This is a genomic window from Aquihabitans sp. McL0605 (genome assembly GCF_049993875.1).
GTDB lineage: Bacteria > Actinomycetota > Acidimicrobiia > Acidimicrobiales > Iamiaceae > Aquihabitans.
The window spans coordinates 1,329,855-1,353,751 of sequence record NZ_CP188252.1 but is presented as its reverse complement, the minus strand read 5'-3'; the positions used below and the strand labels follow the sequence as shown (position 1 = coordinate 1,353,751).

The window sequence follows — 23,897 nt, the reverse complement described above, 5'->3', positions numbered from 1 at the left end:
CGGCAGGCCCCCCACGGTGGCCACCCGTTCACCCCACGTGGGCACGCTCGCCGAACCCCTGTGCGGGTGACGCCGCCTGTCGGCCACGGGGGTGAACGGCGCACCCCCGAACGGCTGACCCGCCCATCGGGCCCTCCCCCAAAGGTGGACCCTTCGGAGCCGGTCGGGCGGCTCCCGGTCGCGGAAGGGGAGCGTGGGATGCGAGAGCGTCGTCAGGTGCCCAAGTGGTTGGTACGAGGGGTGTGCGTGGTCGTCCTGTTCGCCGCGGTGCTCACCGGTGCGGATGCCGTACCGTCGCAGGCGGTGGCCGCCGGCGACGGCGGCTGGGGGCCGGTCGTCGACTGGGGCCTCCAGGGCAAGCACATGGTGGCGCTGCCCTCCGGCAAGGTCCTGGTGTGGTCCAACGGGGCGAGCGCCCGCGTGTGGGACCCGGCGGCGGGCCCCAACGGCGGGTTCACCGCCAACACGCCGGCAGTGTTCGGCGACCTCCATTGCGCCGGCAACGCCGAGCTCGCCGACGGCCGCGTCGTCGTGTTCGGCGGCCAGAACGGCGCACCCCACATCGGCACCGCCGTCAACGCGCTGTTCGACTCGTCGACCGAGACCTGGGCGCAGGGGGCGTCGATGGCGTACCAGCGGTGGTACCCGAGCGTCACCACCCTGGCCGACGGCAAGGTGCTCGCCACCTCCGGCGACGATGCCAACGGCAAGCGCATCACGACGCCGGAGCTGTACAACCCCACCACCGACACGTGGGTGAAGCTCACCGGTGCGGTGCGCAACCAGGGCCTCTACCCGCACATGTACGTGCTCCCGAACGGCAAGGTCTACGAGGCGGCCCCCGGTGCGGCGACCGCCCTCCTCGATCCGTCGGGGACCGGATCCTGGACGCCCGGCCCCACCAACGCCTGGGGGACCAACGGCTACTCCGAGTCGTCCGTGATGTACGAGCCGGGCAAGATCCTGCGAGCCGGCGGCGGCGATCCCGCCATCGCCCGCACGGCGATCGTCGACATGAACCAGGCCAACCCGCAGTGGCAGGAGACCAGCCCGATGGCCTTCCCCCGCCGGCGCATGAACCTGGTGATCATGGCCGACGGCGAGCTGCTCGCTGTCGGCGGCACCGCCGAGTCCGACAACGAGGCCGCCGCCGCGCTGCCCGCCGAGATCTGGAACCCGGCGACGAAGACCTGGCGCACCGTGGCGGCGATGAGCGAGGCCCGCATGTACCACTCGTCCGCGGTGCTGCTCCCCGACGGCCGCATCCTGAGCGCCGGCGGTGAGGCGAGCGGTCGGCTCCACGCGCAGATCTACTCGCCGCCGTACCTCTCGGCCGGCCCGCGGCCCACGATCACCAGCTCGCCCGCCACCGCCGCGTTCGGGTCGTCGATCCAGGTCACGTCCCCGGACGCCGCCGACGTCACGTCGGTCGCGCTGATCCGCCTGAACGCGGCCACCCACGCCTGGGACCAGAACCAGCGCTACGAGACCCTCTCGTTCACGCGATCGGGGAGCACGCTCACGGCCGCCGCGCCCGGCAACGGCAACATCGCACCCCCCGGCGTCTACCAGCTCATCATCAAGAACACGGCGGGTGTCCCCTCGGTGGCGAAGATGATCAAGATCGACTCGGCCAGCGCCCTGGTGCCCGGCTCGGTCACAGGCGTGGTGACCGACCAGAACAGCAGCCCGATCAGCGGGGCGACGGTCGAGACCTCCGGCGCCTCCACCACCACCGACGCCACCGGCACCTACACGCTCGCCAACCTCAGCGGCGGCGAGCACGAGGTCGTCGCCTCGGCGCCGGGGAAGGCCCAGGTGAGCCACTCGGTGATCGTCACGCCCGGCGGGACCGTCACCCAGTCGTTCCAGCTCTCGCCCCCCGGCCAGGTGGCCGGCACGATCACCGAGTCGCCGAGCGGCACCCCGATCGCCGGGGCGAGCGTCACCTACACCGGCGGCGTGGCGACCACCGACGCCTCCGGCCACTACAGCATCCCTGACCTGCCCGTCGGCCCCTTGACCCTGAACGTGACGGCCCTCGGCCACACCGGCCAGGTGCGCGACGTCAACATCGCGTCGGGCACGTCGGCCACCGCCGACTTCGCCCTCGTCAAGGCCCCCACCTTCATCACCGGCGGGCTGTCGGACCGCGTGACCGGCGACCCGATCGTCGGGGCACCGGTCTCGGTCGATTCGGGGGAGAGCGCCGTGACCGACTCGATCGGCCGCTACCGGATCGACGTGGGCCCCGGCATGTACGACGTCACCGCCTCGGCTCCCGGGTACGTGACGGCCACCAGCCACGCCATCGTCAACGAGGGCGGCTACACGCTGCTCGACTTCCCGATGGAGCCCGTCGCGCCCCCCGCCACCGTGCTCAAGCACATCACCCTCGAGAACGCCAGCCTCACCGACCCCACCACCGGCGCCGACAAGGTGTCGGGCGCGTTCACCCGCGACACCACCGCGCCCCTGTCCGGGACGGCGTCCGCCCAGCTCGCCGCCGCCACGTCGGCGTACCTGGAGGAGACGGTGCCGGCCACCGACGACCTGTTCGTCACCGCGCTCATCCGTCCCGCAGCGGTGCCCACCGGCGACGCGCGGATCCTGATGCTCCAGAACAACGGCACCACGGTCGGCGCGCTGCAGCTGCGGGCGTCGGGCAAGCTCCGGCTCCGCCAGGGCTCCACCACCATCGGGCTCGAGTCGTCGGTCCTGACCCCCGGAACCACCTACCGGGTCGGCCTGCACCAGGTGCGGGGCACGAGCGGCAACGCGGTGCTCGAGGCGTACGTCGCCCCCGCCGGCCTGCCCCTCGGCTCGCCGTTCGCCCGGACGGCCACCGGCACGTGGACCGACGGCGCCACCCGCGTGCGCATCGGCGCCACCAGCGGCCCGGCGGTCAGCGCCAGCTTCGACGACATCTTCGTGGACTCGGGCGCGCCGGGCTCCGGGTCCGGCGGCACGACGACCACGACCACGTCGACGACCTCGATCCCCACCGGTTCGTCGACGACGTCCAGCACCACGACCTCGACGCCGACAGGGGGCATGACGATGACGTACGTGGCGACGGCGGACGCCCTCGTGAAGTCGACCAGCCCGACGAAGAACTACGGCACCATGGCGACGCTGCGGCTCCGGGCCGGGACGGCCTCGCAGCCCGACGAGTACCGGTCGCTGCTGCACTTCAACGTGACCGACACCATGGGCACGGTGAGCTCGGCGAAGCTGCGGCTGTTCGTGACCGACGCCAGCAAGGTCGGCGGTTCCGTGTCCGCCACCGCCGCCGGCTGGCTCGAGACCGGGGTCACCTACAACAACGCGCCCGGCACCCTCGGTCCCGTGCTGGCGACGCTCGGGACGGCGCCGGCGGGGTGGGTCGAGTACGACGTCACCGCCGCGGTCCAGGCGGGACGGTTCGACTTCCTCCTGACCACCACCTCATCCGACTCCCTGATCACGAGCAGCCGCGAGGGCACCCAGCCGCCGCAGCTGGTGATCAGCCACCCCTGATCCGGCCGGCAGGCGCCTGGCACTCCCCCCTGTCGGGGCGCCGCCGGCCGGGTCTACCGTCGAGCCATGCGCCGGTGGGCTGCGGCCTCGAACCCTGCCATCCGCGAGGCGTTCGCGGCCGTGGACCGGCGCGGGTTCCTCACCGAGCACCAGCAGCGGTTCGCCGACGATGACCGGCCGCTGCCGATCGGCCACGGCCAGACGAACTCGCAGCCCACCACCGTGGCCAACATGCTGGCCCTGCTCGACGTGCTCCCGGGGCAGCGGGTCCTCGACGTGGGGGCCGGTTCGGGGTGGACGACGGCCCTGCTCGGGCACCTCGTCGGGCCGGAGGGCCGGGTGATCGGCGTGGAGCTGGTGCCCGAGCTGGCGGTCTGGGGCGCGGCGAACGTGGGCCGCCACCCGGTGCCGTGGGCCACGGAGCAGGCGGCCGAGCGCGACGTCCTCGGGCGGCCCGCCGAGGGCCCCTACGACCGCATCCTGGTGTCGGCGGCCCCCGGCGGGGTGCCCGGGGAGCTGGTCGACCAGCTGGTGCTCGGGGGCCTGATGGTGATCCCCGTCCGGTCCCGCATGCTCACCGTGCGCCGCCAGGCCGAGGGTCCGCCTGAGATCCACGAGCACGGGAGCTACTCGTTCGTCCCGCTGCTGCGCCCGCACCACTGAGCGGGCGGCCTGGTCGCCCGGCTGCGAGCGACCTCCATGTCGTTCTCAAGGATCCTCCAGCCGCCCGGGCGCACGGTGTGGTGGTCGGGCCGCACCGGGCGGGCCGCGAACCACGGAGGACCACCATGACCAGCACCTTGTCGACCACCAGCGGCACCGTGTCCGACGCCGAGGGCACCGATCCCGAAGCGACCACCACGACCCCGCCCCCGCGGCAGGGCCGGCCCCGATGGCCGATCTTCGGCGTGGTCGGCGCCGTGGCGGGCTTCGCCGCGGTGGGCGTCTCGATGTCTCCGATGACCGAAGACGACGCCGCCAAGGGCGTCGGCATCGTGGACGACCTCCACCGCGGGGGCTACCACGCCGGCTTCCTGCTCGGCCTGGTCTCGGTCGCGTGCCTCCTCGTCGCCTCCTCCGGGTGGCGACGCTGGGCCGAGCGCACCGCCCCCGACGACCTGGCCGCCCGCACGGTGGGCCAGGGCTTGGCGGCGACCGCCACCGTCAACATCATCTTCTTCTGCCTCATGGGCTCGATGGCCGACTACCTCCCGGGCGGGGCCGACCACGGCTGGCTGTCCGACCAGGCGGTGTTCACCAACTTCACGCTGCTCGACTTCGGTGCCCTGCTCGGCTGGTGGGGTGCGGCCGTCTCGGCCGTCTGCGTGGCCGCCCTCGCCTTCGGTCGGCAGCGGGCCCTGCCCCGGTGGATGGGGATCGTGAGCGCCGTGCTCCTGCTGCCGGCCGCGGCGTTCGCCATCGCCACCGGCCTGCCGGGCTTCGTCGGCGTCGTCATGCCGGTCTGGCTGGTCGTCATCAGCCTGGGCATGGTCTTCAGCCGCACCGCGAACACCCAGCCCTGAGCGGTCCTGTGGGCCCCGCGAGCGCGGGGCCCACAGGCGCGCCCGATGCCCTCGACCGCACGCGGCGGGGCGACGGCACGCCGCGTGCGGTCGTGCACCCGCAGCGCTGAGCGGGCGGGTGGCGGGGATCAGGCGTCGGCGGCCTCGGCGAGCCACTGGTCGTGGTGCGCCATCGCCAGGTCGATGATCGGCTGCCACTTCTCGACCGTCTTGTCGAGGACCTTCATGTCGAAGCTGGTGGCGGAGCGGAACTCCAGCACCTGCACGCCGTCGGGGCCGGCCTGGTAGGCGTACGGGGCGCCGGCCGGCACGTAGAAGCCGTCGCCGGCCTCGATGGTGCGGTTGCCCATGATCGCCTGGCCCGACACGACGAAGTACAGGCAGTCGGCCGAATGGGTGTGGCGGGGGAGCCGGAACCCGGCCTTGAAGTGCGCGTGCACGAGGCTCAGCGCGTTCGGGCCCTCGCCCTTGAACAGCACCGTGACCTCGGACCCGTCGAGCAGCGGCATCAGGTCGAGGTTGGTGTACACCTCGGGCACCAGGTCGGGCGGGCTCATCATCCCGTCGTCGTCGAGCGAGGGCGCGTCCACGGCCTTGTAGAAGGTGATCCCCTTGGTGCTGGTGGTCGCCATCTGCTGTCCCCTTCGAAGTCGTCAGGTCGAATGTAGGTCGGGCCCGGGTGGGCTGCTGGTGGTCGAGGCGGCCGGCGCCGTCAGCGGGTGGGGCCGAGGACGTAGTCGCCGGTCTGCGGGTGCGGGTACCAGCCGCCGCCGGCGTTGGTCCCGCCGTCGACGTGGATGGTCTGGCCGGTCACGTAGCTCGACAGCCGCGAGGCCAGGAACACGGCCGCGCCGGCCATCTCGTCGACGTGGCCGACGCGCCCCATGGGGACCATGGCCCCGGCCCGGTCCTCGGCGCCCGAGCCTCCGGCCAGCAGGCGGATGCCCTCGGTCATGGTGATGTCGGGGGCGAGGGCGTTGACGCGGATCCGGTGCGGGGCGAGCTCGAGGGCCGCGGTCTGGGTGAGGTTGAGCACGCCGGCCTTGGCGGCCGAGTACGCCGCGTAGCCGGGAGCGGCCCGGACGCCCTCGATCGATGCGATGTTGATGATGCTGCCACCCGCACCGGCCGCGACCATCTCCCGGGCCACCCGCTGGGTGCACAGCAGCACCTGGGTGAGGTTGGCGCGGATGAGGGCCTCCCAGCCGTTGGGACTGGTGTCGAGCAGCGGCGACCGGAAGGCGCCGCCGGCGTTGTTGACCAGCACGGTGGGCGCGCCGAGGGCCTCGATGGTGGCGCTGAGCGCGGCGTCGACCGCGTCGGGATCGCGCACGTCGACCACGCACGCCAGCCCGCCGACCTCGTCTGCCGCGGCGCGGGCCGTGTCCTCGTCGCGCTCCCAGATGGCGACCTTCGCGCCGTACGCCGCGAAGCCCGCGGCGATCCCCCGACCGATGCCCGCGCCGCCGCCGGTCACGACCGCCGTCACCCCGTCGAGCGAGGTGGCGTCGCGGTCAAGGGCCATCGAAGTGCCCGATGATCTCGTCGCCGTAGCGCTGGACCGTCTCGACCGCGTGGGCGAGCCCGTCGCCGGGCAGGCCGGCCTGGATCCACGTGACGCCGATGCTCGCCAGGCGGTGCAGGCCGGCGAGGTGGGCGTCGACGTCGAACTCGTCGGTGCCCGGGTGGCCGCCGTCGTTGCAGCTGAACGCGATGTCGACCGAGGCCGGATCGCGCCCGGCGTCCTCGAGGCGGTGGTGGAGGTCGGCGATTGCGACCTCGAGATCGTCGGCGGTGCTGAGGACCCTGGTGCGAGCGGTCTGGGCCACCATCGGCGCGGCGGGGAACGGGCACCAGCCGTCGCCGTAGTCGGCGACGCGCTGGCGGGCCAGCCCGCTGTTGCCGCCGATCCAGATGGGGGGATGGGGATCGCTGAGGGGCCGCGGGTGGGCGGTGATCCCGCGTGCGTTGAAGTGCCGGCCCTCGAAGCTCACGTCGTCGGAGGTCCAGATCGCCTTCAGCACCTGCAGCGACTCGTCGAAGATCTCGTTGCGCTCGGCGTGGTCGACCCCGAGGGCGGCGAACTCGCCCTTGAGGTAGCCGGCCCCCACGGCCAGCGTGAACCGTCCACCGGAGAGCAGGTCGAGCGTGGCGCCGGCCTTGGCCACCACGAACGGGTTCCGGTACGGCAGCACGACGATGTTGGGGATGAGCCGGAGCGTGGTGGTGGTGGCCGCCGCGAACGCCATGGCCACGAACGGGTCGAGCGCATCGTGGCCACCGGCCTCGAGCCAGCGCTGGCTCGGGGCCGGGTGGTCGGTGAACCCGAACCCGGAGAACCCGGCGCGCTCGGCCTCGCCGGCCACGGTGGCGATCCCTGCGCCCGACACCAGGGTCGGGTCGTAGGGGTGGGTGATCATGGGGTGGGTGATGGCGAAGCGCATGGCCTTAGGCGGGGTCGGGGACAGGAGGATCGGACCGATCGGGCCCACAGCACATCACGAGGCGGCGGCTGCTGCTCGCCGGAGGTAGGTCCAGGCGACCTCGGGGTCGAGCCCGCCGCACAGCGGGTGGAGGTGGAGGATGCCGTGCTCGGCGACGATCTCGGCGGCACCGGCGGGGGTGACCACGCGGTGGGCACCGTTCGCCTCGCGCAGGCCGGCGACCGTGGTGGCCGACGACAGGCTCGCGGTCCCCTCGACGGTCCCGGCGGCCTCGTTCCACTCGTAGTAGCTGGTGGCATCGGTCAGCATCGAGGGCCCGACCGCATCCCAGCCGGCGTCGAGGTCGTCGTCGACGAACACGATCTGCGGCGCATCGGCGTTGGGCAGCATGCACATGGCCGGCTCGTGGCCGTGGTCGCGGGCGGCGGTCTCGTACGCCTCCTGGAGGCCGGGGCCGTCGGCCTGGGCGAAGAAGCTGATGCCGTTGCGGCCGGCGCGGCGGGCGGCGGCCTTGCTGCGGCCGCCCCACGCGAGCAACGGCATCGGGTTGGAGTACGGGGCCGGGGTGACGCGTGGCTGGACCGTGGCCCGGCCGGCGTCGCCGAGCACGTCGAGGAGGCGCTCGAGCTTCTGGTCGGCGACCGCACCGCGGGTGGCGTAGTCGACGCCGTGGAGCTCGTACTCGATCGGCCGGTAGCCGAGGCCGAGGACCGCCATGACCCGGCCCTCGCTGATGTGGTCGAGGGTGATCAGGTCCTCGGCGAGCCGCACCGGGTCGTAGAACGGCAGGATCGCCGCGGCCACCGAGATCGCCGTCGTCTTGGTGACCGCCGCCATCGCCGCCGCCATCGCGAGGGGGGAGGGCAGGTAGCCGTCGTCGGACGCGTGGTGCTCGGAGATGACGATCGCGGCGCAGCCGCCGGCCTCGTCGGCGAAGGCCGCCATGTCGATGGCCGCTCGGTGGATGGCGGCCCGCTCGGCCGGTGTGGCCCCGGGGGCCCGGAGGTCGAATCGCATCATGTACAAGGGGGTGCTCCTGTCCGCGCCGGTCAGCCGGCTGCGTACGCCTCGACGATGGGGGTGAGCTCGGCGGGGGTGGCGCCGTGCAGGATGACGCCGTCGGCGCCGAGCGCGAGCTGCCCGCGCACCGCCGCGGCGCACTGCTCGGGGCTGCCGCTGGCGGCCGGAGCCAGCCACTCGTCGGGGATCAGGGTGGCGATGTGCTCGAGCTGCTCGGTCGTGGCCACCTGGTCGATGGCGCCGGGGAAGGTGGCGATCAGCGGATCGGCCCGCCAGGCGGCCAGCACCGCCGGGTCCCAGCCGTTGGTCTCGACCATGAGGTCGCCGTAGCCCTGGAGGTAGCTGGAGAGGCGGCCGACCGTCTTCTTCAGCCGCAGCGGCTCGGGGAGGTGGTCGCCGATGGTGGCGAAGCACGACCACACCCGCACGGAGTCGGGATCGCGCCCGGCCTGCTCGGCGGCCTGCTTGACCGTGCGCACGCACCGCTCGAGGGTCTCGTCGGTGAAGAAGGTGTGGAGGATCACGTCGTCGAAGGCCCGGCCGCCGAGCGCCAGCGTGTTCTCGCCGAACGCGGTGATGGCCAGCGGGATGTCCTCGTCGAACGATTCGTCGAGCCGGAGCACGGGCCACGAGCCGGCCGGGCCGTCGTGCCCGAAGATCATCTCGCCCTTCCACAGGCGCCGCATCAGTCCGGCGAAGTCCTCCATCTGGGCGGTGGTGATCCGCGGGATGCCGTAGGCGTCCTGCATCATGGCGATGCCGCGCCCGAGGCCGAGCGTGTAGCGGCCCCCCGTGAGGAAGTGCATCGTGGTGGCGTGCGACGCGGTCACCAGCGGGTGGCGGGTGTTGTGGTTGGTGGCGGCGGTGATGATCCGGAGCTCGTTCGACACCGCGCCCACCGCGCCGCCCAGGGTGGCCGCCTCCTTGATGTTGTACCGCTCGGAGATGAACGTGGCCCCGAGGCCCAGCGCCTCGCCCTCGCGCACTTCGTCGATCAGGTCGCGGGGCGACTTCGGCGCCCCCGGCAGCACGTAGAAGCCGAGTTCGGGGTGGGCGGTCATGCGGGCTCCAGGGGGGGTGGATCGGGGGTCGGTGCCCGTGACGGGCGCGCCGGGCGGACGGTACGCGGTCAGGCGGATCGTCGCTCGACGACGAGCGACGACGCGCTGCGGCCGACGCGGCCGTCGGCATCGAACAGGTCGGCTGCGTTGAACCCGGCGCCGACGGGCTGGACCACGCCCTCGGAGCGGAGGCCGATCCAGTCGCCGACCGGCTCGCGCGAGAGGTGCAGCGTCAGCTCGGCGTTGCGGAACGACCACTCGCGGTAGGGCAGCTGGAAGTTGATGGCGGACTGGGCGTAGTCGGCTGCGACCGCGGCGGTCTCGATGCCGCTGATCTCGGTGCCGGCGACGACGGGCAGCGCGAGCCGGATCCAGCCGTGCGGGCGGGGATCGCCGTCGATCCGCGTCCAGGCGAGGTACACGCCCTGGCTGTCGTAGCTCGGCCAGCCGATCAGCTCCTCCGACGCCAGGTTGCGCGTCTCGAGGGCGGGGAGCTCGGCGGGATCGAACGGGCTGTCGTGGCGTCGGGCCTTGTCGGGCAGGTCGAGCTCGCCGCGGCGGACGACCACCGACGTGGCCGTGGCGACCGTGCGGCCCTCGTGCACCAGGGCGGCACGTTGGCGCTGCACCCGGGCCCCGCCGTCGAGGCTCGACAGCTCCAGCGTCAGCGGCGCATGGGGGACGGGCGCGAGGAACTCGACGGTCAGCCGCGCCAGCGTGTGCTCGGCCGGCGCCAGCTGCCCGGCGAAGAGCGCGGCCACCGGCGCCCCGTGGACGATCTCGCGGTCCCAGGCGCCGACCGCCGCCTCGGTGGGGGCGAACACCCCGGCCCCGCCGGGTTCGAACAGGGCAGCTCCGGCCATCGGGCGAGCCTAGCCCCAAAAACAGATTTCGACGTCAACGTCAACGTCAACGTCAACTCCCGCCCGCCCCCACCCACCCCCACGAACGTTCTGTGATCAGCCGGTGGTCTCCCCGGGCCGTCACAGAACGTTCGTGGGGAGGGGCGCGGGTGGGGGGCGGGGGCCGACGGTGGGTGGGGTCAGAGGAGGGCGATGGAGCCGAGGTCGCGGATGGCGGCGCAGGTGCGGCGGGCCATGGCGAGGAACATCTCGTCGGCCGCGGCGCTGCGGGCGGCGGGGGAGTAGATGGCGCCGACGGTGGTGATCAGGGGCCCGTGGAGCTGGCCGATTCGGTAGTCCTCGAAGCACCGGTCGGCCGAGTAGCCCTCGATGCCCCGAGCGACGAGGGCGTCGTGGTACGTGGCGACCAGGCGCACCTCGTCGGCGCGGCGGGCCTCGGTGGTGATGCTCGTGCCGAGGAAGTAGGCGACGTCGCGCAGGGGCGGCCCGACCGATAGGGTCTGCCAGTCGACGGCGACCACGTCGTCGGCGTCGGCGCCGAACATCAGGTTGTCGAGCCGGTAGTCGCCGTGGACGACGGAGAACGGCTCAGGCCGCGCCATGAGCCACGCGGGCACGGCGGCGGCGGCGTCGCGGAGGGTGGCGGCATCGGCGTCGGCCAGGTCGGCGGCGTAGCGCTCGATGAACTCCTCGGTGGCTCCCGTGGCCACCTCGCCCAGGAACGCGGCGGACTCCTCGTCAGTGGCGGTGGGGCCGCTCAGGAACTCGAGGTGGTGCAGCTCGGGATCGCACCAGCGGGGCGCGTGGAGGCCGGCCAGGTTGCGGACGGCGGCCTCGGCCCGGTCGGCGGGGCAGCCGTCGGCCTGGACGCCGGGCACGCGCGGGGTCAGGTCCTCGAGCAGCAGGGTGAACTGCAGGCCGTCGGCGCTGATGGCGGCGTGCGAGCAGCGGGGGGTCTGCACGTCGACGGTCTCGGCGACGTGGGCGTAGAACCCGACCTCGTTCTGGTACCCGAACGACACCCGCTCGCGGGCGGCGGCGTCGCCGGTCGCCACCTTGGCGATGAGCGCCGACGGCAGGTCAGGGGCGTCGAGGGCGAGCCGGTAGGTGGCCGCGGTCTGGCCGGTGCCGACCTGCTCGACGGCGACCGACCGCACCTCGGACCCGAGGGTCCCGGAGAGCCACACCGCGGTCAGGCCCTCGACATCGACGACGTCTTCCATCGCACTTCCCCTCGTGATCTGCCCCCGGCGGGCGACCCTAGCCAACCCCGACGTCGACGAAGGCCGGGCCCGCTCGGCCCCGGCACCGCTCGACGGGGGCGTCGCGGCGGTCAGCGGTCCGGACGGTCGGCCAGGCCGTCGGCGACGATGAAGCGGCACCGGCGGGAGGCGATCCGCCAGCCGTCCGGCGTGCGGACCAGCTCGTCGTCGTAGACCGCGCTGCGCATCGCGCCGGTGCCCCGCTCGACGAACAGCAGGTTCTGCTGGGTGATCGCTCGGTCGCCGTCGACCCGGACCACCACGGGCGGGCCGCCCAGGTGCAGGCCGCCCGGCGCGCCCGCCATCATCCGGCGCAGCCCGTCGTGGCCCTCGAAGGCCCGGCCGTACACGTGGTAGCTGGCGTCGGGCGTGAAGAGCGCCACCCACGCGTCGACGTCGTCGAGGTCGAGGGCGAGGCAGTACCGGGCCAGGAGGTTGCGGATCTCGGCGTCGTCGGCGGGGTCGATGGGCACGGCGCTCATGCTCGCGGGAGCCCGAGCAGCTGGCGACCCACGAGGCCGCGCATGATCTCCGACGCGCCGCCCGAGATGGTCAGCGCCCGGCCCCACAAGAAGTTGTGGTGCCACCTCGCCGCCAGCGCGGCCGCCTCGTCGTCGACCGAAGCCGCCGACGCCAGCAGCTCGAGCGCGGTCTCGGTGAGCGCCACGTTGAGCTCGGAGTAGGCGAGCTTGGCGACCGGCCCGTCGCTCGGGTGCTCGTCGTCGTCGAGGATCCGCTCGACGGTGTCGCGCACGATCAGCGTGACCTCCTCGACGCGCACGAGCGCGTCGGCCAGCGTGGCTTGGACGTCCTGGTGGGTGATGGCCGCGGTGCCGTCGGGCAGCCGCACCGCTCGCGCCAGGGCGACGAGGTCGGCGAACATGCGCTCGAGCTGTATGGCGTTGGCGCCCACGAACGCCCGCTCCGAGGCGAGGCCGGCGGTGACGACGCCCCAGCCGCCGTGCAGCTCGCCCAGCACGTGCTCGGGACCGACGCGGACCTCGTCGAGGAACACCTCGCAGAACTCCTCGTGCCCGGTGATCTCGCGCATCGGTCGGACCTCGATGCCGGGCAGGTCCATCGGGATGACGAAGGCGGTGATCCCCGCGTGGCGGTCGACCGTGCCGTCGGTCCGGGCGAGCAGCGTGCCCCTGTCGGCCCACTGGGCGTCGGTGCTCCAGATCTTCTGGCCGGTGACGCGCCACCCGTCGCCGTCGGGCTCGGCCCGCGTCCGCAGCGACGCGAGGTCGCTGCCGGCGTCGGGCTCGCTGAACAGCTGGCACCAGACGTGCTCCCCTGAGCGGATCTTCGGCAGGAGGTCGGCCTTCTGGGCCTCGGTGCCGTAGGTGAGGACGGCGTGGCTGGCGAGCATCACCTGGTCGAGGGGGCGGTAGGCGTCGCCGAGGATCAGCTCCTCCATCACCACCAGGTCGAGCAGGGGGTGGTGGTCGGGGCGGCCGCCCCACCTGGTGGGCCAGCCGCCGCCGAGGTACCCGGCGCCGTAGAGCGCAGCCAGCCACGCCCGGATGGCGCGCTCCTCGTCGGCGTCGCGAGGGACGCGCAGGCCCTCGCCGCGCATGGGGTGGCCGTGGGCGGCGATGAAGGCCCGGACCTCGTGGCGGAACTCGTCGACGTCAGCGGCCACCGGTCCACCCTTCGATCGAGGCGAGCTCGAACCGGGCCCGCCGCGGGTTGGCGGCGAGGCGGGCGTCCTGGTGGACCCGGCGCTGGAAGGCGTGGAGGCCGTACTCCCACGTGAAGCCGATGGCGCCGGTCAGCTGGAGCAGGTCGTGGAGGATGTGGCCGGCGCCACTGCTGGCGCCGGCCTCGGCGAGGGCCACCCGCCGGGGGATGTCGGGGGCTCCTCGCGCGATCGATCGGGCGGCCTCGCGCACGAGCAGCGAGATGCCGCGCGTGCGGACGGCGTGGTCGGCCAGGCGGTGCTGGACGGCCTGGAAGCCGCCGATGGGTCGGCCGAAGGCCTGGCGGTCGCCGGCGTAGGCGACGGTCCGGGCCAGCACCCGTTCGGTGCCGCCGAGCGCGTCGGCGGCGAGGAGCAGGTGGAACAGGTGCTCGGCCGTGGGGTCGGCGGCGAGCCGGTGGCCGCGCCCGGGCTCGATCGTCACGTCGGCGCTCGACCGGCTCAGGTCGAACGGGGCCAGATCCTCGCGCTCGGTCCACGCGCCGCGGTCGTCGATCAGGACCAGGTCGCCGGTGGCGGGGTCGTGGAGCACCAGGAGGTCGGCCGCGGGTGCCCCGTCGACGTTGCGCGCGGTGGAGGAGGACGCATCGAGGCGGCCGTAGGCGCCGATGCGGTCGCCGGCCACGATGGCCGCGAGGGCATCGGCGGCTCGAGCGTCGGCGGGGGCCGCCGCGGCCAGTGCGCTGGCGCAGGCGAGCAGCCCGGCGAAGGGGGAGCCGTGGAGCGCGGCGCCGAGCTCGGCTGCGGTGGCGGCCGCCACCTCGGGCTGCACGCCGCTGCCGCCGAGCGCCTCCGGGACGCTCAGCGCGGTGGCGCCGAGCGCGGCCAGCGCCGGCCAGCCGGACCGCCACCCGGGGTCGGGAGCGGGCAGCGCTTCGTGGCTCCCGCTCTGGAGCACGCCGGCCACCGCGGCACGGAACTGTCGGATGTCATCGGGGGTGGCGGTGCTGCTCAGGGGGGCTCCAGGGCCATATTTGATTTCGAAGTCAATTTCGATAGTGTGCTCGGCACTGGAAGGGAACGTCAACCCGCAGAGACCGGAGCCATGGCCGCGACCTCGACGATCTTCGACTTCGACAACCACTACTACGAGGCCGAGGACGCCTTCACCCGCTACGGCGATCGGTCCCTCCGCAGCCGCGGCGTGCGCTGGACGGAGCTCGACGGGAGGCGGCGGCTGCTGATCGGCGGGAAGCTCAACTCCTACGTCGCCAACCCCACCTTCGACCCGGTCGCCAAGCCCGGATCGCTGTACGACTGGTACCGCGGCAACCCCGCCCAGCAGACCATCGTCGAGGCGTTCGGCGAGCTCGAGCCCATCCGGCCCGAGTACCGCGACCGCGACGTCCGGCTCGAGGTGATGGACGACCAGGGCGTGTCGCGCTCGCTGCTGTTCCCCACGCTGGGCGTCGGCGTCGAGGATGCCCTGCGCGACGATCCCGAGGCCGCGGCCCTGGTGTTCACCGCCTTCAACCGCTGGCTCCAGGACGACTGGGGCTACGCCTACCAGGACCGCATCTTCGCGGTCCCGTACATCCAGCTGCTCGACCCGCAGGCCGCCGCCGCCGAGCTCCGCCGGGTGCTCGACGAGGGCGCCGTGGCCGTCAACGTCCGCAACGCGCCCGTGCCGATCCAAGGCGGGTACCGGTCGCCGTTCGACCCGGTGTACGACGCCTTCTGGGGGCTGGCCGCCGAGGCCGACGTCGTGGTGGCCACCCACGCAGGCAACGACGGCTACGACGCGCTCATCCAGATGTGGGAGCCGAGCGCGGCCGAGAGCTCGCTGTTCCGCTCGCCGCTGCGGGGCGTCGTCACCAAGAACCGGGCCGTCTCCGACTTCTACGCCGCCGCCGTGTGCCACCGGGTCTTCGACCGCTTCCCCGGCCTGCGCGTCGCCTCGGTCGAGAACGGCGCCTCGTGGATCCCCGACCTGCTCCACCGCCTCGACGACGCCGCCAACCGCAACCCCGGCTACTTCTCGCAGCACCCCACGGAGACGTTCGGGGAGCACGTGTGGGTCACGCCCTTCTGGGAGGACGACGTCATCGGCCTCCTCGACATCGTGCGGTCCGACCGCCTGCTGCTGGGGTCCGACTGGCCCCATGCCGAGGGCACCCGCGAGCCGATGGAGTTCGTCACCGGCACGCTCGCCGGCGTGGCCGACGACATCGTGCAGCAGATCGCCCGCGACAACGCCGTGGCCCTGCTCGGCCTCACCGCGTGACCCACCCCGGACGACGGTGACATGGCGATCCCGCTGGCCCCGGCCGACGTCCCCGACATCTCCCGCCAGGCCTTCTGGTCGCTCCCGCCGAGCGAGCGGGCGCCGGTGTTCGCCGACCTGCGCCGGTCGCACCCGGTCAGCCTGCAGCCGGCGCCGCAGTCGACGCTGATCCCGGCCCGCCCGTTCTGGGCCGTCACCACCCACGCCGACGTCCAGCACGTCAGCCGCCACGCCGACGTGTTCTGCTCGGGGGAGGGCGTCGGCATGGCCGACATCCCGGTGGAGTTCCTCGAGCTCAACTCCTCGTTCCTCGTGATGGACGCCCCCCGCCACACCCAGCTCCGGCGCATCGTCAGCGGTGCCTTCACGCCGCGCCGCGTCGCCCAGCTCGACGAGGCCATCTCCGCCGAGGGCGTCCGCTTCGTCGACGAGTTCGTCGAGGCCGGCGGCGGCGACGTGGTCGACGGCCTGTCGAAGCGCCTCCCGCTGTGGACGATCTCCTCGATGATGGGCGTCCCCGAGGAGATGCGGCCCGACCTGTACCGGGCGGCCGAGGGGATGATCACCATCCAGGACCCGGAGTTCCTCGCCAGCGGCCAGGACCCCCTCACCTTGGCGATGGAGTGCGCCGGCGAGCTGCACCGCATCGCCGGCGAGCTGGTGGCCGCCCGCCGCCGGCACCCGGCCGACGACATCCTGTCGGCCCTGGCCGATGCCCAGATCGACGGCGAGCTGATCGACGCCCAGGAGCTCGGCAGCATCTTCGTGCTGTTCGCGGTGGCGGGCAACGACACCACCCGCAACTCCACCAGCCACGGCATCAAGCTGTTCGCCGACCACCCCGACCAGTGGGAGCGCCTCCGAGCCGACCCGGCGCTGATGGCCCCGGCCATCGAGGAGATCGTCCGCTGCGCGTCGCCGGTGATCCACTTCCGGCGCACGGCCACCACCGACACCGAGCTCGGCGGGGCGCAGATCGCCGCCGGCGACCCGGTGGTGATGTTCTACGAGTCGGCCAACCGCGACGAGGGCGTGTTCGCCGATCCGGACCGGTTCGACATCGGGCGCGATCCCAACCCGCACGTCGGCTTCGGAGGCGGCGGCCCGCACTTCTGCCTCGGTGCCAACCTGGCCCGGGCCGAGCTGCGCGCCACCTTCTCGCGTCTCGTCGAGCGGGTGGCCTCGTTCGACGCGGGCCCGCCCGATCACCTCACGAGCTCGTTCATCAACGGGATCAAGCGGATGCCGGTGGAGGTCGCTCCCGCATGAGCGAACCCATGAGCGGATCATCGACACCGGTGGCGTACGGCGGGTTCGACGGCGGGTTCATCGACACGCTGATCGGCCTGCCCACCGACCACCGGCAGCTCTACGAGACGATGCGCCGCCAGATGCTCCGCGACGCCGGCTCGCAAGAGATGACGATGCCCGCCGAGTACATGTTCCACGACGTGCCGCTCCGCGACGGCGACCCCGACGCCGACCCGGTCGCCGTCACCCTGGCCGAGATGGACCGCTTCGGCGTGGAGGTGGGCCTCATCGGCCTCGGTGCTGCGCCCGAAGCAGCCGCCCGAGCCCTCACCGACCATCCCGATCGCTTCGTCGGCTGCCTCACGCTCGACCCCAACCGGGGCATGGAGGGGATCCGCGAGCTGGTGGCGGCCCACGAGCGCTGGGGCCTGCGAGCGGTGGCGGTCTTCCCCCACGGCGTCTCGCCGCAGGTGCCGCTCGACGCGCCGCTGATGTACCCGATCTACGCGAAGTGCGTGGAGCTCGGGCTGCCCATCTTCTTGACCGTCGGCATCGCCGGGCCGCGGGTGCCGTCGACGAAGGTCCAGAAGGTCGAGCTGCTCGACCAGGTCATGTACGACTTCCCCGAGCTGGTGGTGGTCATGCGCCACGGGGCCGAGCCCTGGGTCGAGATGGCCGTGAAGCTGATGATCAAGTGGCCCAACCTCCACTACTCCACCTCGGCGTTCGCTCCCCGGTACTACCCGCAGGAGATCGTCGACTACGCCAACAGCCGCGGCGCCGACCGCATCCTCTACGCCGGCTACTTCCCGATGGGCCTCACGCTCGAGCGCATCTTCACCGAGATGCCCGACGTGGGCTTCACGGACGACGTGTGGCCGAACTTCCTCCGCGGGAACGCCGCCCGGATCCTCGGGCTCGACGGGTGACGGACGACCGGGACGAGCGCGAGGCGTTCCGCGCCGAGGTGCGGTCGTGGCTCGACGAGCACGCGCCGGCCAAGGGCAGCCCCGAGGACTTCTCCGCTGCCCACCTGGTCTCGGCGATGACCCGGGAGGCGTTCGAGGCCGCCGAGCGGTCGGCGCTCGAGGTCACCCAGCGCTGGCAGCGGACGCTGCACGAGGCCGGGTACGCGGGCCGGTCGTGGCCCGAGGAGTACGGCGGCCAGGGCGCGCCCGAGTGGCAGTCCGCCGTCCTCGCCGAGGAGCAGGTCCGCTACGGCGTGTCCACCAAGATGCTGGCCATCGCCCTGGAGATGGCGCCGCCGGTGCTGCTGCGGCACGGCACCCACGAGCAGCGCCGGGCCCACCTGCCGAGTATCGTGCGGGGCGACGAGGCGTGGTGCCAGCTGCTCTCGGAGCCCGATGCCGGGTCCGACCTCACCAACGTGCAGACGCTGGCGACGGCGGTCGACGGCGGGTGGTCGGTCACCGGCCAGAAGGTGTGGACCTCGGGCGCCGGCGCCGCCGACTTCGCGCTGCTGCTGGCGCGCACCGACCGGTCGAAGCCGGGTCGCGAAGGGGTCAGCTGCTTCGCCATGCCGATGCGCCAGGACGGCGTGACCGTGCGCCCCTTGCGCCAGATGTCGGGCGGCTACCACTTCAACGAGGTGTTCCTCGACGGGACGCTCGTCGACGAGGGCGGGCTCATCGGCGACCTGGGCGAGGGGTTCGCCGTGCTCCGGACGATGCTCGCCAGCGAGCGGGCGGCCATCGGCGGCGGGACCAGCGCCCGGTCCGCCACCCAGCTCCGGGCACTGGCCATCGAGCTCGGTCGATCGAGCGAACCGCTGGTCCGCCAGGCGCTGGCCCGGGCCCACACCCGCGAGCGCCTGCTCGACCTCGTGGGCGCTCGGGCCGCATCGGTGCCGACCGGAGGCTCCATCGTGAAGCTCCTCTACTCGGAGCACGCCCGGCTGTCGGGCGACGCCGCGCTGGCGATCCTGGGCCCGGCCGCGATGGTGGTCGACCACCCGGTCGCGGCGCCGTGGCTCGACCGGTTCCTGTTCGCTCCCGGCCTCCGCCTCGGTGGCGGGACCGACGAGATCCAGCGCAACACCATCGCCGAGCGCGGGCTGGGCCTGCCGCGCGAGCCGCGGCCGGCGGGCTGACCCGGCGCTAGCGGGGCCGGCTCTTGGCGGCCGCCTCGACATCGAGCTGGATGGCGTTGGCCCACAGCAGGGTGACCTGCTCGGCCACGTTGTCGAGCTCGTAGTCGCCCCAGTGCTGGACGAGCCAGAGCTCGGCCACGCGGGCCACCATGGAGCCGAGGGCGAGGGCCGCGATGTCGGGCTGGATGCGGGTGTCGGCGGCGCCGTCGTCCTGCAGCCGGCGGATGGCCCGCTCGGCGCGGTCGGCGAAGCTCTTCTGGCGGTTCATCCGGGCGTCGTTGACCTGCTGGTCGTAGCGCGACACCTCCTCGATGACCCCCATGATCTTGCCGTTCTCGCGGTAGCGCTGGAGGTAGATGCGGTTGGCGTGGAGGATGCGGTCCCACTCGTTGAGCTGGGCGAGATCGGCGCCGTCGGCTTCGTCGGGCGCGGCCGTGAGCAGGGCTTCTTGTTCCTCGGCGACCTCTCGGAAGATCTGCTCCTTCGAATCGAAGTAGTGGTAGAAGGACCCGTGCGAGAGGCCGGCCTCCTCGGCGATGTCGGTGATGCGAGCCTCGAGGAACCCGTTCTCCTCGAACACCGTCTTGGCGGCCTGGAGCAGGCGGGCGCGGGTCTGGGCGCCCTTTCGCGACCGGGGCGTCGACGCCGGTTCCGGAACCTCGGTCTTGGGCATCGCCACTCGCTCTCTGGTCGGCCTGCGGGGGCTCACTCTACGGGGCCTCGGGGGTGGGGACGGCCGCTGCGACCGGCGCCATGTCGGCCTCGAGGTGGGCGAGCGCCTGGCGATCGGTGGCGGTGAGCGGGCGCAGCGCCTGGTCTCGCGCCGGCCGCCAGACCACCCCGTCGGCCCGCCACGCGTCGCGCCGCAGCGCCTTCTTGTCGATCTTGAGGCTCGACAGCTTGGGCAGCTCGGCATCGACGCGGACGAACGCCGGCACCCACTTGGGGCCGAGGTCGGGCTGGGCGCGGAGGTACTCGTCGAACGCCGCCGGGTCGAACGCGGCGCCGCCGTGGAGCTCCAACGCCACCATCACCCGGTCACCCACCGGGTCGTCGGGCACGGCGTAGACGGCGATCGACCGGACATCGGGGTGGCGGGCGATGATGGCCTCGACGGGCCCGGCCGCGAAGTTCTCCCCGTCGACGCGGAGCCACTCGTTGGACCGGCCGGCGAAGAAGAGCCAGCCGTCGGCGTCGCGGTACGCGAGGTCGCCGGACCAGTAGGCGCCGTCGCGGAACCGCTCCTGGGTGGCGGCCTCGTTGCGGTAGTAGCCCTCGAACCCGGAGGTGGGCTGGGTCTCGACGATCTCGCCCACGGCGTGTTCGAGGTTCACCACCCGGCCGACCTCGTCGAAGACGGCGCGGGGGCACTCGGCGCCGCTCTCGGGGTCGAGCACCTTCACGGAGTCGTCGGCGGTCCCCAGCGACCCTCTCGGCATGGAGGCGTCGCGGCGGATGATGATCACGCCCTCGGTGGAGCCGTAGCTGTCGCGGACCTGGCAGTCGAAGCGGCGGGCGAACTCGCGGATGTCGTGCTCGGAGGCCTCGTTGCCGATGGCGAGCCGGAGCGGCACGGTGGCGTCGTCGTCCGCCTCGGGCACGCTGAGCATGTAGTTCAGGACCTTGCCCGTGTACGTGAGGAAGGTGGCGCCGAACGCCCGGATGTCGGGGACGGTGCCCGAGGCCGAGAACCGCTTGCGGGTGGCGATGGGGATGCCGGCGTTCACCGCCGACGCCCAGCCGGTGAACAGCGAGGCGGCGTGGAAGAAGGGGAGCGGCGCGTAGACGACGTCGTCGGGGGTGAGCGCGGCGATGCCGGCGACGTGCGCCCCGGTCCGGCCGATGCGCCCCTGGGTGCACCGGACGGCCTTGGGCAGCCCCGTGGATCCGGACGTGAAGATCAGGAGGTAGAGGTCGTCGTCGGCGGGCACCGGCGTGGTGGCACGGATGGGCGGAGCGGCGTCGAGGCGGGCGGCGTGATCGGGGTCGTCGACGAGGAGGACCAGATCGCTCGGGATCTCGTTGGGGACGCCCTCGAGCAGCCCGACGAGGTCGGTCGAGGAGACCAGGGCCTGGCAGTCGGTGTGGTCGATCAGCTGGGCGAGCTGCGCGCCGCGGTACGTGGAGTTGATGCCGACGACGACCGTGCCCGATACCGCGCCGGCGACGAGCCAGAACAGGTAGTCCGGCACGTTGTCGAGGAGCACGCCGATGTGCGGGGGACGGTCCTGGTCGCGGAGCTGGGCGAACAGGGCGGCGCGCTTCCACCCCTCGTCGACGAGCGCCCGGTACGACCAGGTGCGATCCTCGTAGCGGAACGCCGGCCGATCGTCGGCGGCCCGGTCGAGCAGCAGCCGGCCCAGGGCCGTCATGGCAGGTCTACGCGTGACATTGACGTCAATGTAGAAAACTGACACCCTCAACGCAAGCGAACCCGCTACGAAGTCCGGCCGAGGAGCCCAGCATGACCGACCGCAAGTACGTCACCTACGAGACGCTCGACGAGGGCACCATCGCCCGGATCATGCTGAACCGGCCCGAGGCCCGCAACGCCCAGAACCGCGGGATGCTCGTCGAGCTCCACGAGGCGTTCCTCGAGGCCGAGGCCGACGACACCGTGCGCGTCGTCATCTTCGGCGGCATGGGCCCCATGTTCACCTCGGGCCACGACATGGGCTCCAAGGTGTCGCTCGAGGAGTTCCAGACCCACCCGTCGGTCAAGGTCAACGGCGGCACCCGCCAGGGCGCCGAGCGGCTGATGCTCCAGGAGTGGCACCACTACTTCGAGAACACGCGCCGCTGGCGCAACCTGCGCAAGATCACGATCGCCCAGGTCCACGGGCCCGTCTTCGCGGCCGGGCTCATGCTCATGTGGGCCTGCGACCTGATCGTCGCCGCGGAGGACACGGTGTTCGCCGACGTGGTGGGCACCCGCCTCGGGATGTGCGGCGTGGAGTACTTCGCCCACCCGTGGGAGTTCGGCCCCCGCAAGGCCAAGGAGCTGCTGCTCACCGGCGACTCGCTCAGCGTCGACGAGGCCCACCAGCTCGGCATGGTGTCGAAGGTCTTCCCCGCCGACGAGCTGGCCGACAAGACCGTCGAGCTCGCCCGCCGCATCGCCCAGATGCCCACCATGGCGGCGCTGCTCATCAAGGAGTCGGTCAACCAGACCCAGGACAACATGGGCTTCTACAACTCGCTGAACGCCTGCTTCACCCTCCACGAGCTGAACCACAGCCACTGGGCCCAGCTGCACGACAACGGCTACCCCGTGGCGCTCGAAGAGGACGGCATCCCCAACTGGAAGACCGCCCCGCCGATCGTCCCCGCCCTCAAGGACCAGGTCCGGGCCGAGGGCTGACCCCTCCTAGGCGTCCTGGCGCAGATCGGGGTCGCTCCGCGACGGAGGTCTGCGCCAGGACCGATCGGGTCGGACGGGTCAGAGCGTCGACCAGATCTCGGCGATCTGCTCGATGGCGCCACCGGTGGTGGGCTCGACGATCAGGGTGGCGAGGGGCCCCTCCCGCCAGGCGGCGAGCTGGTCGGCCACGTGGGCGGCCGGGCCCACCAGGGCCAGCTCGTCGACCAGCTGGTCCGAGACCGCGGCGACGGCGCCGCCGCGGTCGCCGGAGAGGAACAGGTCCTGGATGATGGCGGCCTCCTCCTCGTACCCGTACCGCTCGACCAGCGCCTTGTAGAAGTTCTGGTCGCGGGACCCCATGCCCCCGACGTGCATGGCGATGCGGGGGCGGACCTGGTTGCGGCAGGCGGCGAGGTCGTCGCCCAGGGCGGCCACCACCGTGGGGGAGACCTGGAACCCGTCGGGCGCCTGGGCGAGGGTGTCGCCCCACGCCTCGCGCCAGTGCACCGGGCTCCACAGGTAGGGCAGCATCCCGTCGGCGATCTCCACCGCGAGCGCCGTGTTCCTGGGGCCCATGGCGGCCACGAGGATGGGCGTGTCGGGCGCACCGGGCTGGGTGGACCGCAGCGGGCGGCCGAGGCCCGAGGCGCCCGGTCCGGCGTAGGGCACGGAGTACACCTCGCCCTCGTGGATCACCTTGGCGTCGGCCGCCAGGGCGCTGCGCAGGATGGCGATGTAGTCGCGGGTGGCGGCGAGCGGGCGCTGGAACGCCACGCCGTGCCAGCCCTCCACCACCTGCGGGCCCGACACGCCGAGGCCGAGCTGGAGCCGGCCGCCGGAGAGCTGCTGCAGGGTGAGGGCGGTCATCGCCGTCGCCCCCGGGGTGCGGGCCCAGATCTGGGCGATCGCCGTGCCCAGCTTGATCGTGGACGTGGTGGCAGCCAGGAACGCCAGCGGCGTGAAGGCGTCGGCGCCCCACGCCTCGGCGGTCCACAGCGAGCTGTAGCCGGCGGCCTCGGCGCGGGTGCCGAGCTGCCTGAGGTCGTCGGGGCCGAGGCCCCGCCCGATCATGCTGAGTCCGAGCTCCATGGGCTTCTCCGGTCGGTTGCGTGGGGGGCAGGTCGATCTACAGTCGCCCGGGTGGACGTGGCCGAGGTGATCGATGAGCTGGCGATCCGGCGGTTGCTCGCCGAGTACTGCCACCTGACCGACGACGGCCGCTTCGAGGCTCTGGTCGAGCTGTTCACCGAGGACGGGGCGTTCTGGTTCGGCGACCTGGGCGGCGTCGGCCGCGACACGGTCCGGGCCTGGTTCGAGGAGAACCAGCCGGCGCGGCTGCGGGGCAAGCACCTCATGACCAACAGCGTCATCGACATCGCCGGCGGCCGGGCCACCGTCACCTCCGACTTCTTGTTCGTGGCGTTCGAGGACGGCCGCCTCGCGCCGGCCATGGCCGGCCGGTACCTCGACGAGCTGGTCCGGATCGACGGCCGCTGGCTCATCGCCCGGCGAGAGGCCGTGCAGCTGCGCCGCCCCCGGTAGCGCCCCCTCCCCCCG

General features: G+C 72.9%; 22 protein-coding genes. 9 read left to right on the top strand and 13 right to left on the bottom strand.

The window, feature by feature from the left end:
* Positions 1–198 precede the first annotated feature (198 nt).
* The 3 genes from ACPPVX_RS06095 to ACPPVX_RS06085 all read left to right on the top strand — a co-directional run bounded on the left by ACPPVX_RS06095 (position 199) and on the right by ACPPVX_RS06085 (position 5,042).
* Positions 199–3,519: a carboxypeptidase regulatory-like domain-containing protein gene (locus ACPPVX_RS06095; RefSeq protein WP_426574008.1), complete on the top strand. Its 3,321-nt coding sequence runs from the start codon at positions 199–201 to the stop codon at positions 3,517–3,519.
* Between the two features lie 66 nt (positions 3,520–3,585).
* A complete protein-coding gene (locus ACPPVX_RS06090; RefSeq protein WP_426574007.1) occupies positions 3,586–4,182 on the top strand; it encodes a protein-L-isoaspartate O-methyltransferase family protein in 597 nt (198 codons plus the stop codon).
* A gap of 125 nt (positions 4,183–4,307) precedes the next feature.
* Positions 4,308–5,042 carry a hypothetical protein gene (locus ACPPVX_RS06085; RefSeq protein ID WP_426574006.1) on the top strand — a complete coding sequence of 245 codons (735 nt, stop codon included), beginning with the start codon at positions 4,308–4,310 and terminating at the stop codon, positions 5,040–5,042.
* A gap of 128 nt (positions 5,043–5,170) precedes the next feature.
* Here the strand turns inward: ACPPVX_RS06085 and ACPPVX_RS06080 are convergent, their stop codons facing one another.
* The 10 genes from ACPPVX_RS06080 to ACPPVX_RS06035 form a co-directional block, all read right to left on the bottom strand.
* On the bottom strand, positions 5,171–5,674 hold the full coding sequence (locus ACPPVX_RS06080) for a cupin domain-containing protein (RefSeq protein WP_426574005.1): 504 nt from the start codon (positions 5,672–5,674) through the stop codon (positions 5,171–5,173).
* Between the two features lie 80 nt (positions 5,675–5,754).
* Positions 5,755–6,567 carry an SDR family NAD(P)-dependent oxidoreductase gene (locus ACPPVX_RS06075; RefSeq protein WP_426574004.1) on the bottom strand — a complete coding sequence of 271 codons (813 nt, stop codon included), beginning with the start codon at positions 6,565–6,567 and terminating at the stop codon, positions 5,755–5,757.
* Positions 6,557–7,486: an LLM class F420-dependent oxidoreductase gene (locus tag ACPPVX_RS06070; protein ID WP_426574003.1), complete on the bottom strand. Its 930-nt coding sequence runs from the start codon at positions 7,484–7,486 to the stop codon at positions 6,557–6,559. Before ACPPVX_RS06070 ends, ACPPVX_RS06075 begins: the two co-directional genes overlap by 11 nt.
* 54 nt (positions 7,487–7,540) lie before the next feature.
* Positions 7,541–8,506: an LLM class flavin-dependent oxidoreductase gene (locus tag ACPPVX_RS06065; protein WP_426574998.1), complete on the bottom strand. Its 966-nt coding sequence runs from the start codon at positions 8,504–8,506 to the stop codon at positions 7,541–7,543.
* A gap of 29 nt (positions 8,507–8,535) precedes the next feature.
* Positions 8,536–9,567 (bottom strand): TIGR03857 family LLM class F420-dependent oxidoreductase, encoded by a 1,032-nt coding sequence (locus tag ACPPVX_RS06060; protein ID WP_426574002.1) that lies wholly within the window; start codon positions 9,565–9,567, stop codon positions 8,536–8,538.
* Between the two features lie 68 nt (positions 9,568–9,635).
* Complete coding sequence (locus ACPPVX_RS06055) at positions 9,636–10,430, bottom strand: thioesterase family protein (protein ID WP_426574001.1); 795 nt, start codon at positions 10,428–10,430, stop codon at positions 9,636–9,638.
* 179 nt (positions 10,431–10,609) lie between these two features.
* Entirely contained in the window at positions 10,610–11,653 is a 1,044-nt protein-coding gene (locus ACPPVX_RS06050; protein WP_426574000.1) for a phosphotransferase family protein, read from the bottom strand.
* Positions 11,654–11,763: 110 nt separating this feature from the next.
* Positions 11,764–12,174, bottom strand: a complete 411-nt coding sequence (locus tag ACPPVX_RS06045; protein WP_426573999.1) for a nuclear transport factor 2 family protein — start codon at positions 12,172–12,174, stop codon at positions 11,764–11,766.
* Entirely contained in the window at positions 12,171–13,337 is a 1,167-nt protein-coding gene (locus ACPPVX_RS06040) for an acyl-CoA dehydrogenase family protein (protein ID WP_426573998.1), read from the bottom strand. The genes ACPPVX_RS06045 and ACPPVX_RS06040 overlap by 4 nt, the downstream gene beginning before the upstream one ends.
* A complete protein-coding gene (locus ACPPVX_RS06035) occupies positions 13,327–14,301 on the bottom strand; it encodes an acyl-CoA dehydrogenase family protein (RefSeq protein ID WP_426573997.1) in 975 nt (324 codons plus the stop codon). Before ACPPVX_RS06035 ends, ACPPVX_RS06040 begins: the two co-directional genes overlap by 11 nt.
* Positions 14,302–14,439: 138 nt before the next feature.
* Here ACPPVX_RS06035 and ACPPVX_RS06030 point away from each other — a divergent pair, with 138 nt between their 5' ends.
* Genes ACPPVX_RS06030 through ACPPVX_RS06015 form a run of 4 tightly spaced genes read left to right on the top strand, consistent with a single transcriptional unit; the run spans position 14,440 to position 18,979 of the window.
* A complete protein-coding gene (locus tag ACPPVX_RS06030) occupies positions 14,440–15,618 on the top strand; it encodes an amidohydrolase family protein (RefSeq protein ID WP_426573996.1) in 1,179 nt (392 codons plus the stop codon).
* Positions 15,619–15,639: 21 nt separating this feature from the next.
* Positions 15,640–16,887 (top strand): cytochrome P450, encoded by a 1,248-nt coding sequence (locus ACPPVX_RS06025; protein ID WP_426573995.1) that lies wholly within the window; start codon positions 15,640–15,642, stop codon positions 16,885–16,887.
* 8 nt (positions 16,888–16,895) lie between these two features.
* Complete coding sequence (locus ACPPVX_RS06020; protein WP_426574997.1) at positions 16,896–17,798, top strand: amidohydrolase family protein; 903 nt, start codon at positions 16,896–16,898, stop codon at positions 17,796–17,798.
* On the top strand, positions 17,795–18,979 hold the full coding sequence (locus ACPPVX_RS06015) for an acyl-CoA dehydrogenase family protein (protein ID WP_426573994.1): 1,185 nt from the start codon (positions 17,795–17,797) through the stop codon (positions 18,977–18,979). The genes ACPPVX_RS06020 and ACPPVX_RS06015 overlap by 4 nt, the downstream gene beginning before the upstream one ends.
* Before the next feature lie 7 nt (positions 18,980–18,986).
* On the opposite strand, the gene ACPPVX_RS06010 is transcribed toward ACPPVX_RS06015, so the two are convergent.
* Both ACPPVX_RS06010 and ACPPVX_RS06005 read right to left on the bottom strand, forming a co-directional pair.
* Positions 18,987–19,652, bottom strand: coding sequence for a TetR/AcrR family transcriptional regulator (locus tag ACPPVX_RS06010; RefSeq protein ID WP_426573993.1), 666 nt, complete (start codon positions 19,650–19,652; stop codon positions 18,987–18,989).
* 37 nt (positions 19,653–19,689) lie between these two features.
* Positions 19,690–21,351 (bottom strand): AMP-binding protein, encoded by a 1,662-nt coding sequence (locus ACPPVX_RS06005; RefSeq protein ID WP_426573992.1) that lies wholly within the window; start codon positions 21,349–21,351, stop codon positions 19,690–19,692.
* A gap of 92 nt (positions 21,352–21,443) precedes the next feature.
* Here ACPPVX_RS06005 and ACPPVX_RS06000 point away from each other — a divergent pair, with 92 nt between their 5' ends.
* Entirely contained in the window at positions 21,444–22,340 is an 897-nt protein-coding gene (locus tag ACPPVX_RS06000; protein ID WP_426573991.1) for an enoyl-CoA hydratase, read from the top strand.
* A gap of 78 nt (positions 22,341–22,418) precedes the next feature.
* Here ACPPVX_RS06000 and ACPPVX_RS05995 read toward each other — a convergent pair whose 3' ends face one another.
* A complete protein-coding gene (locus ACPPVX_RS05995; RefSeq protein ID WP_426573990.1) occupies positions 22,419–23,429 on the bottom strand; it encodes an LLM class F420-dependent oxidoreductase in 1,011 nt (336 codons plus the stop codon).
* Between the two features lie 51 nt (positions 23,430–23,480).
* Between ACPPVX_RS05995 and ACPPVX_RS05990 the strand changes: the two genes are divergently transcribed.
* A complete protein-coding gene (locus tag ACPPVX_RS05990) occupies positions 23,481–23,882 on the top strand; it encodes a nuclear transport factor 2 family protein (protein ID WP_426573989.1) in 402 nt (133 codons plus the stop codon).
* The last annotated feature ends 15 nt before the right edge of the window (positions 23,883–23,897 follow it).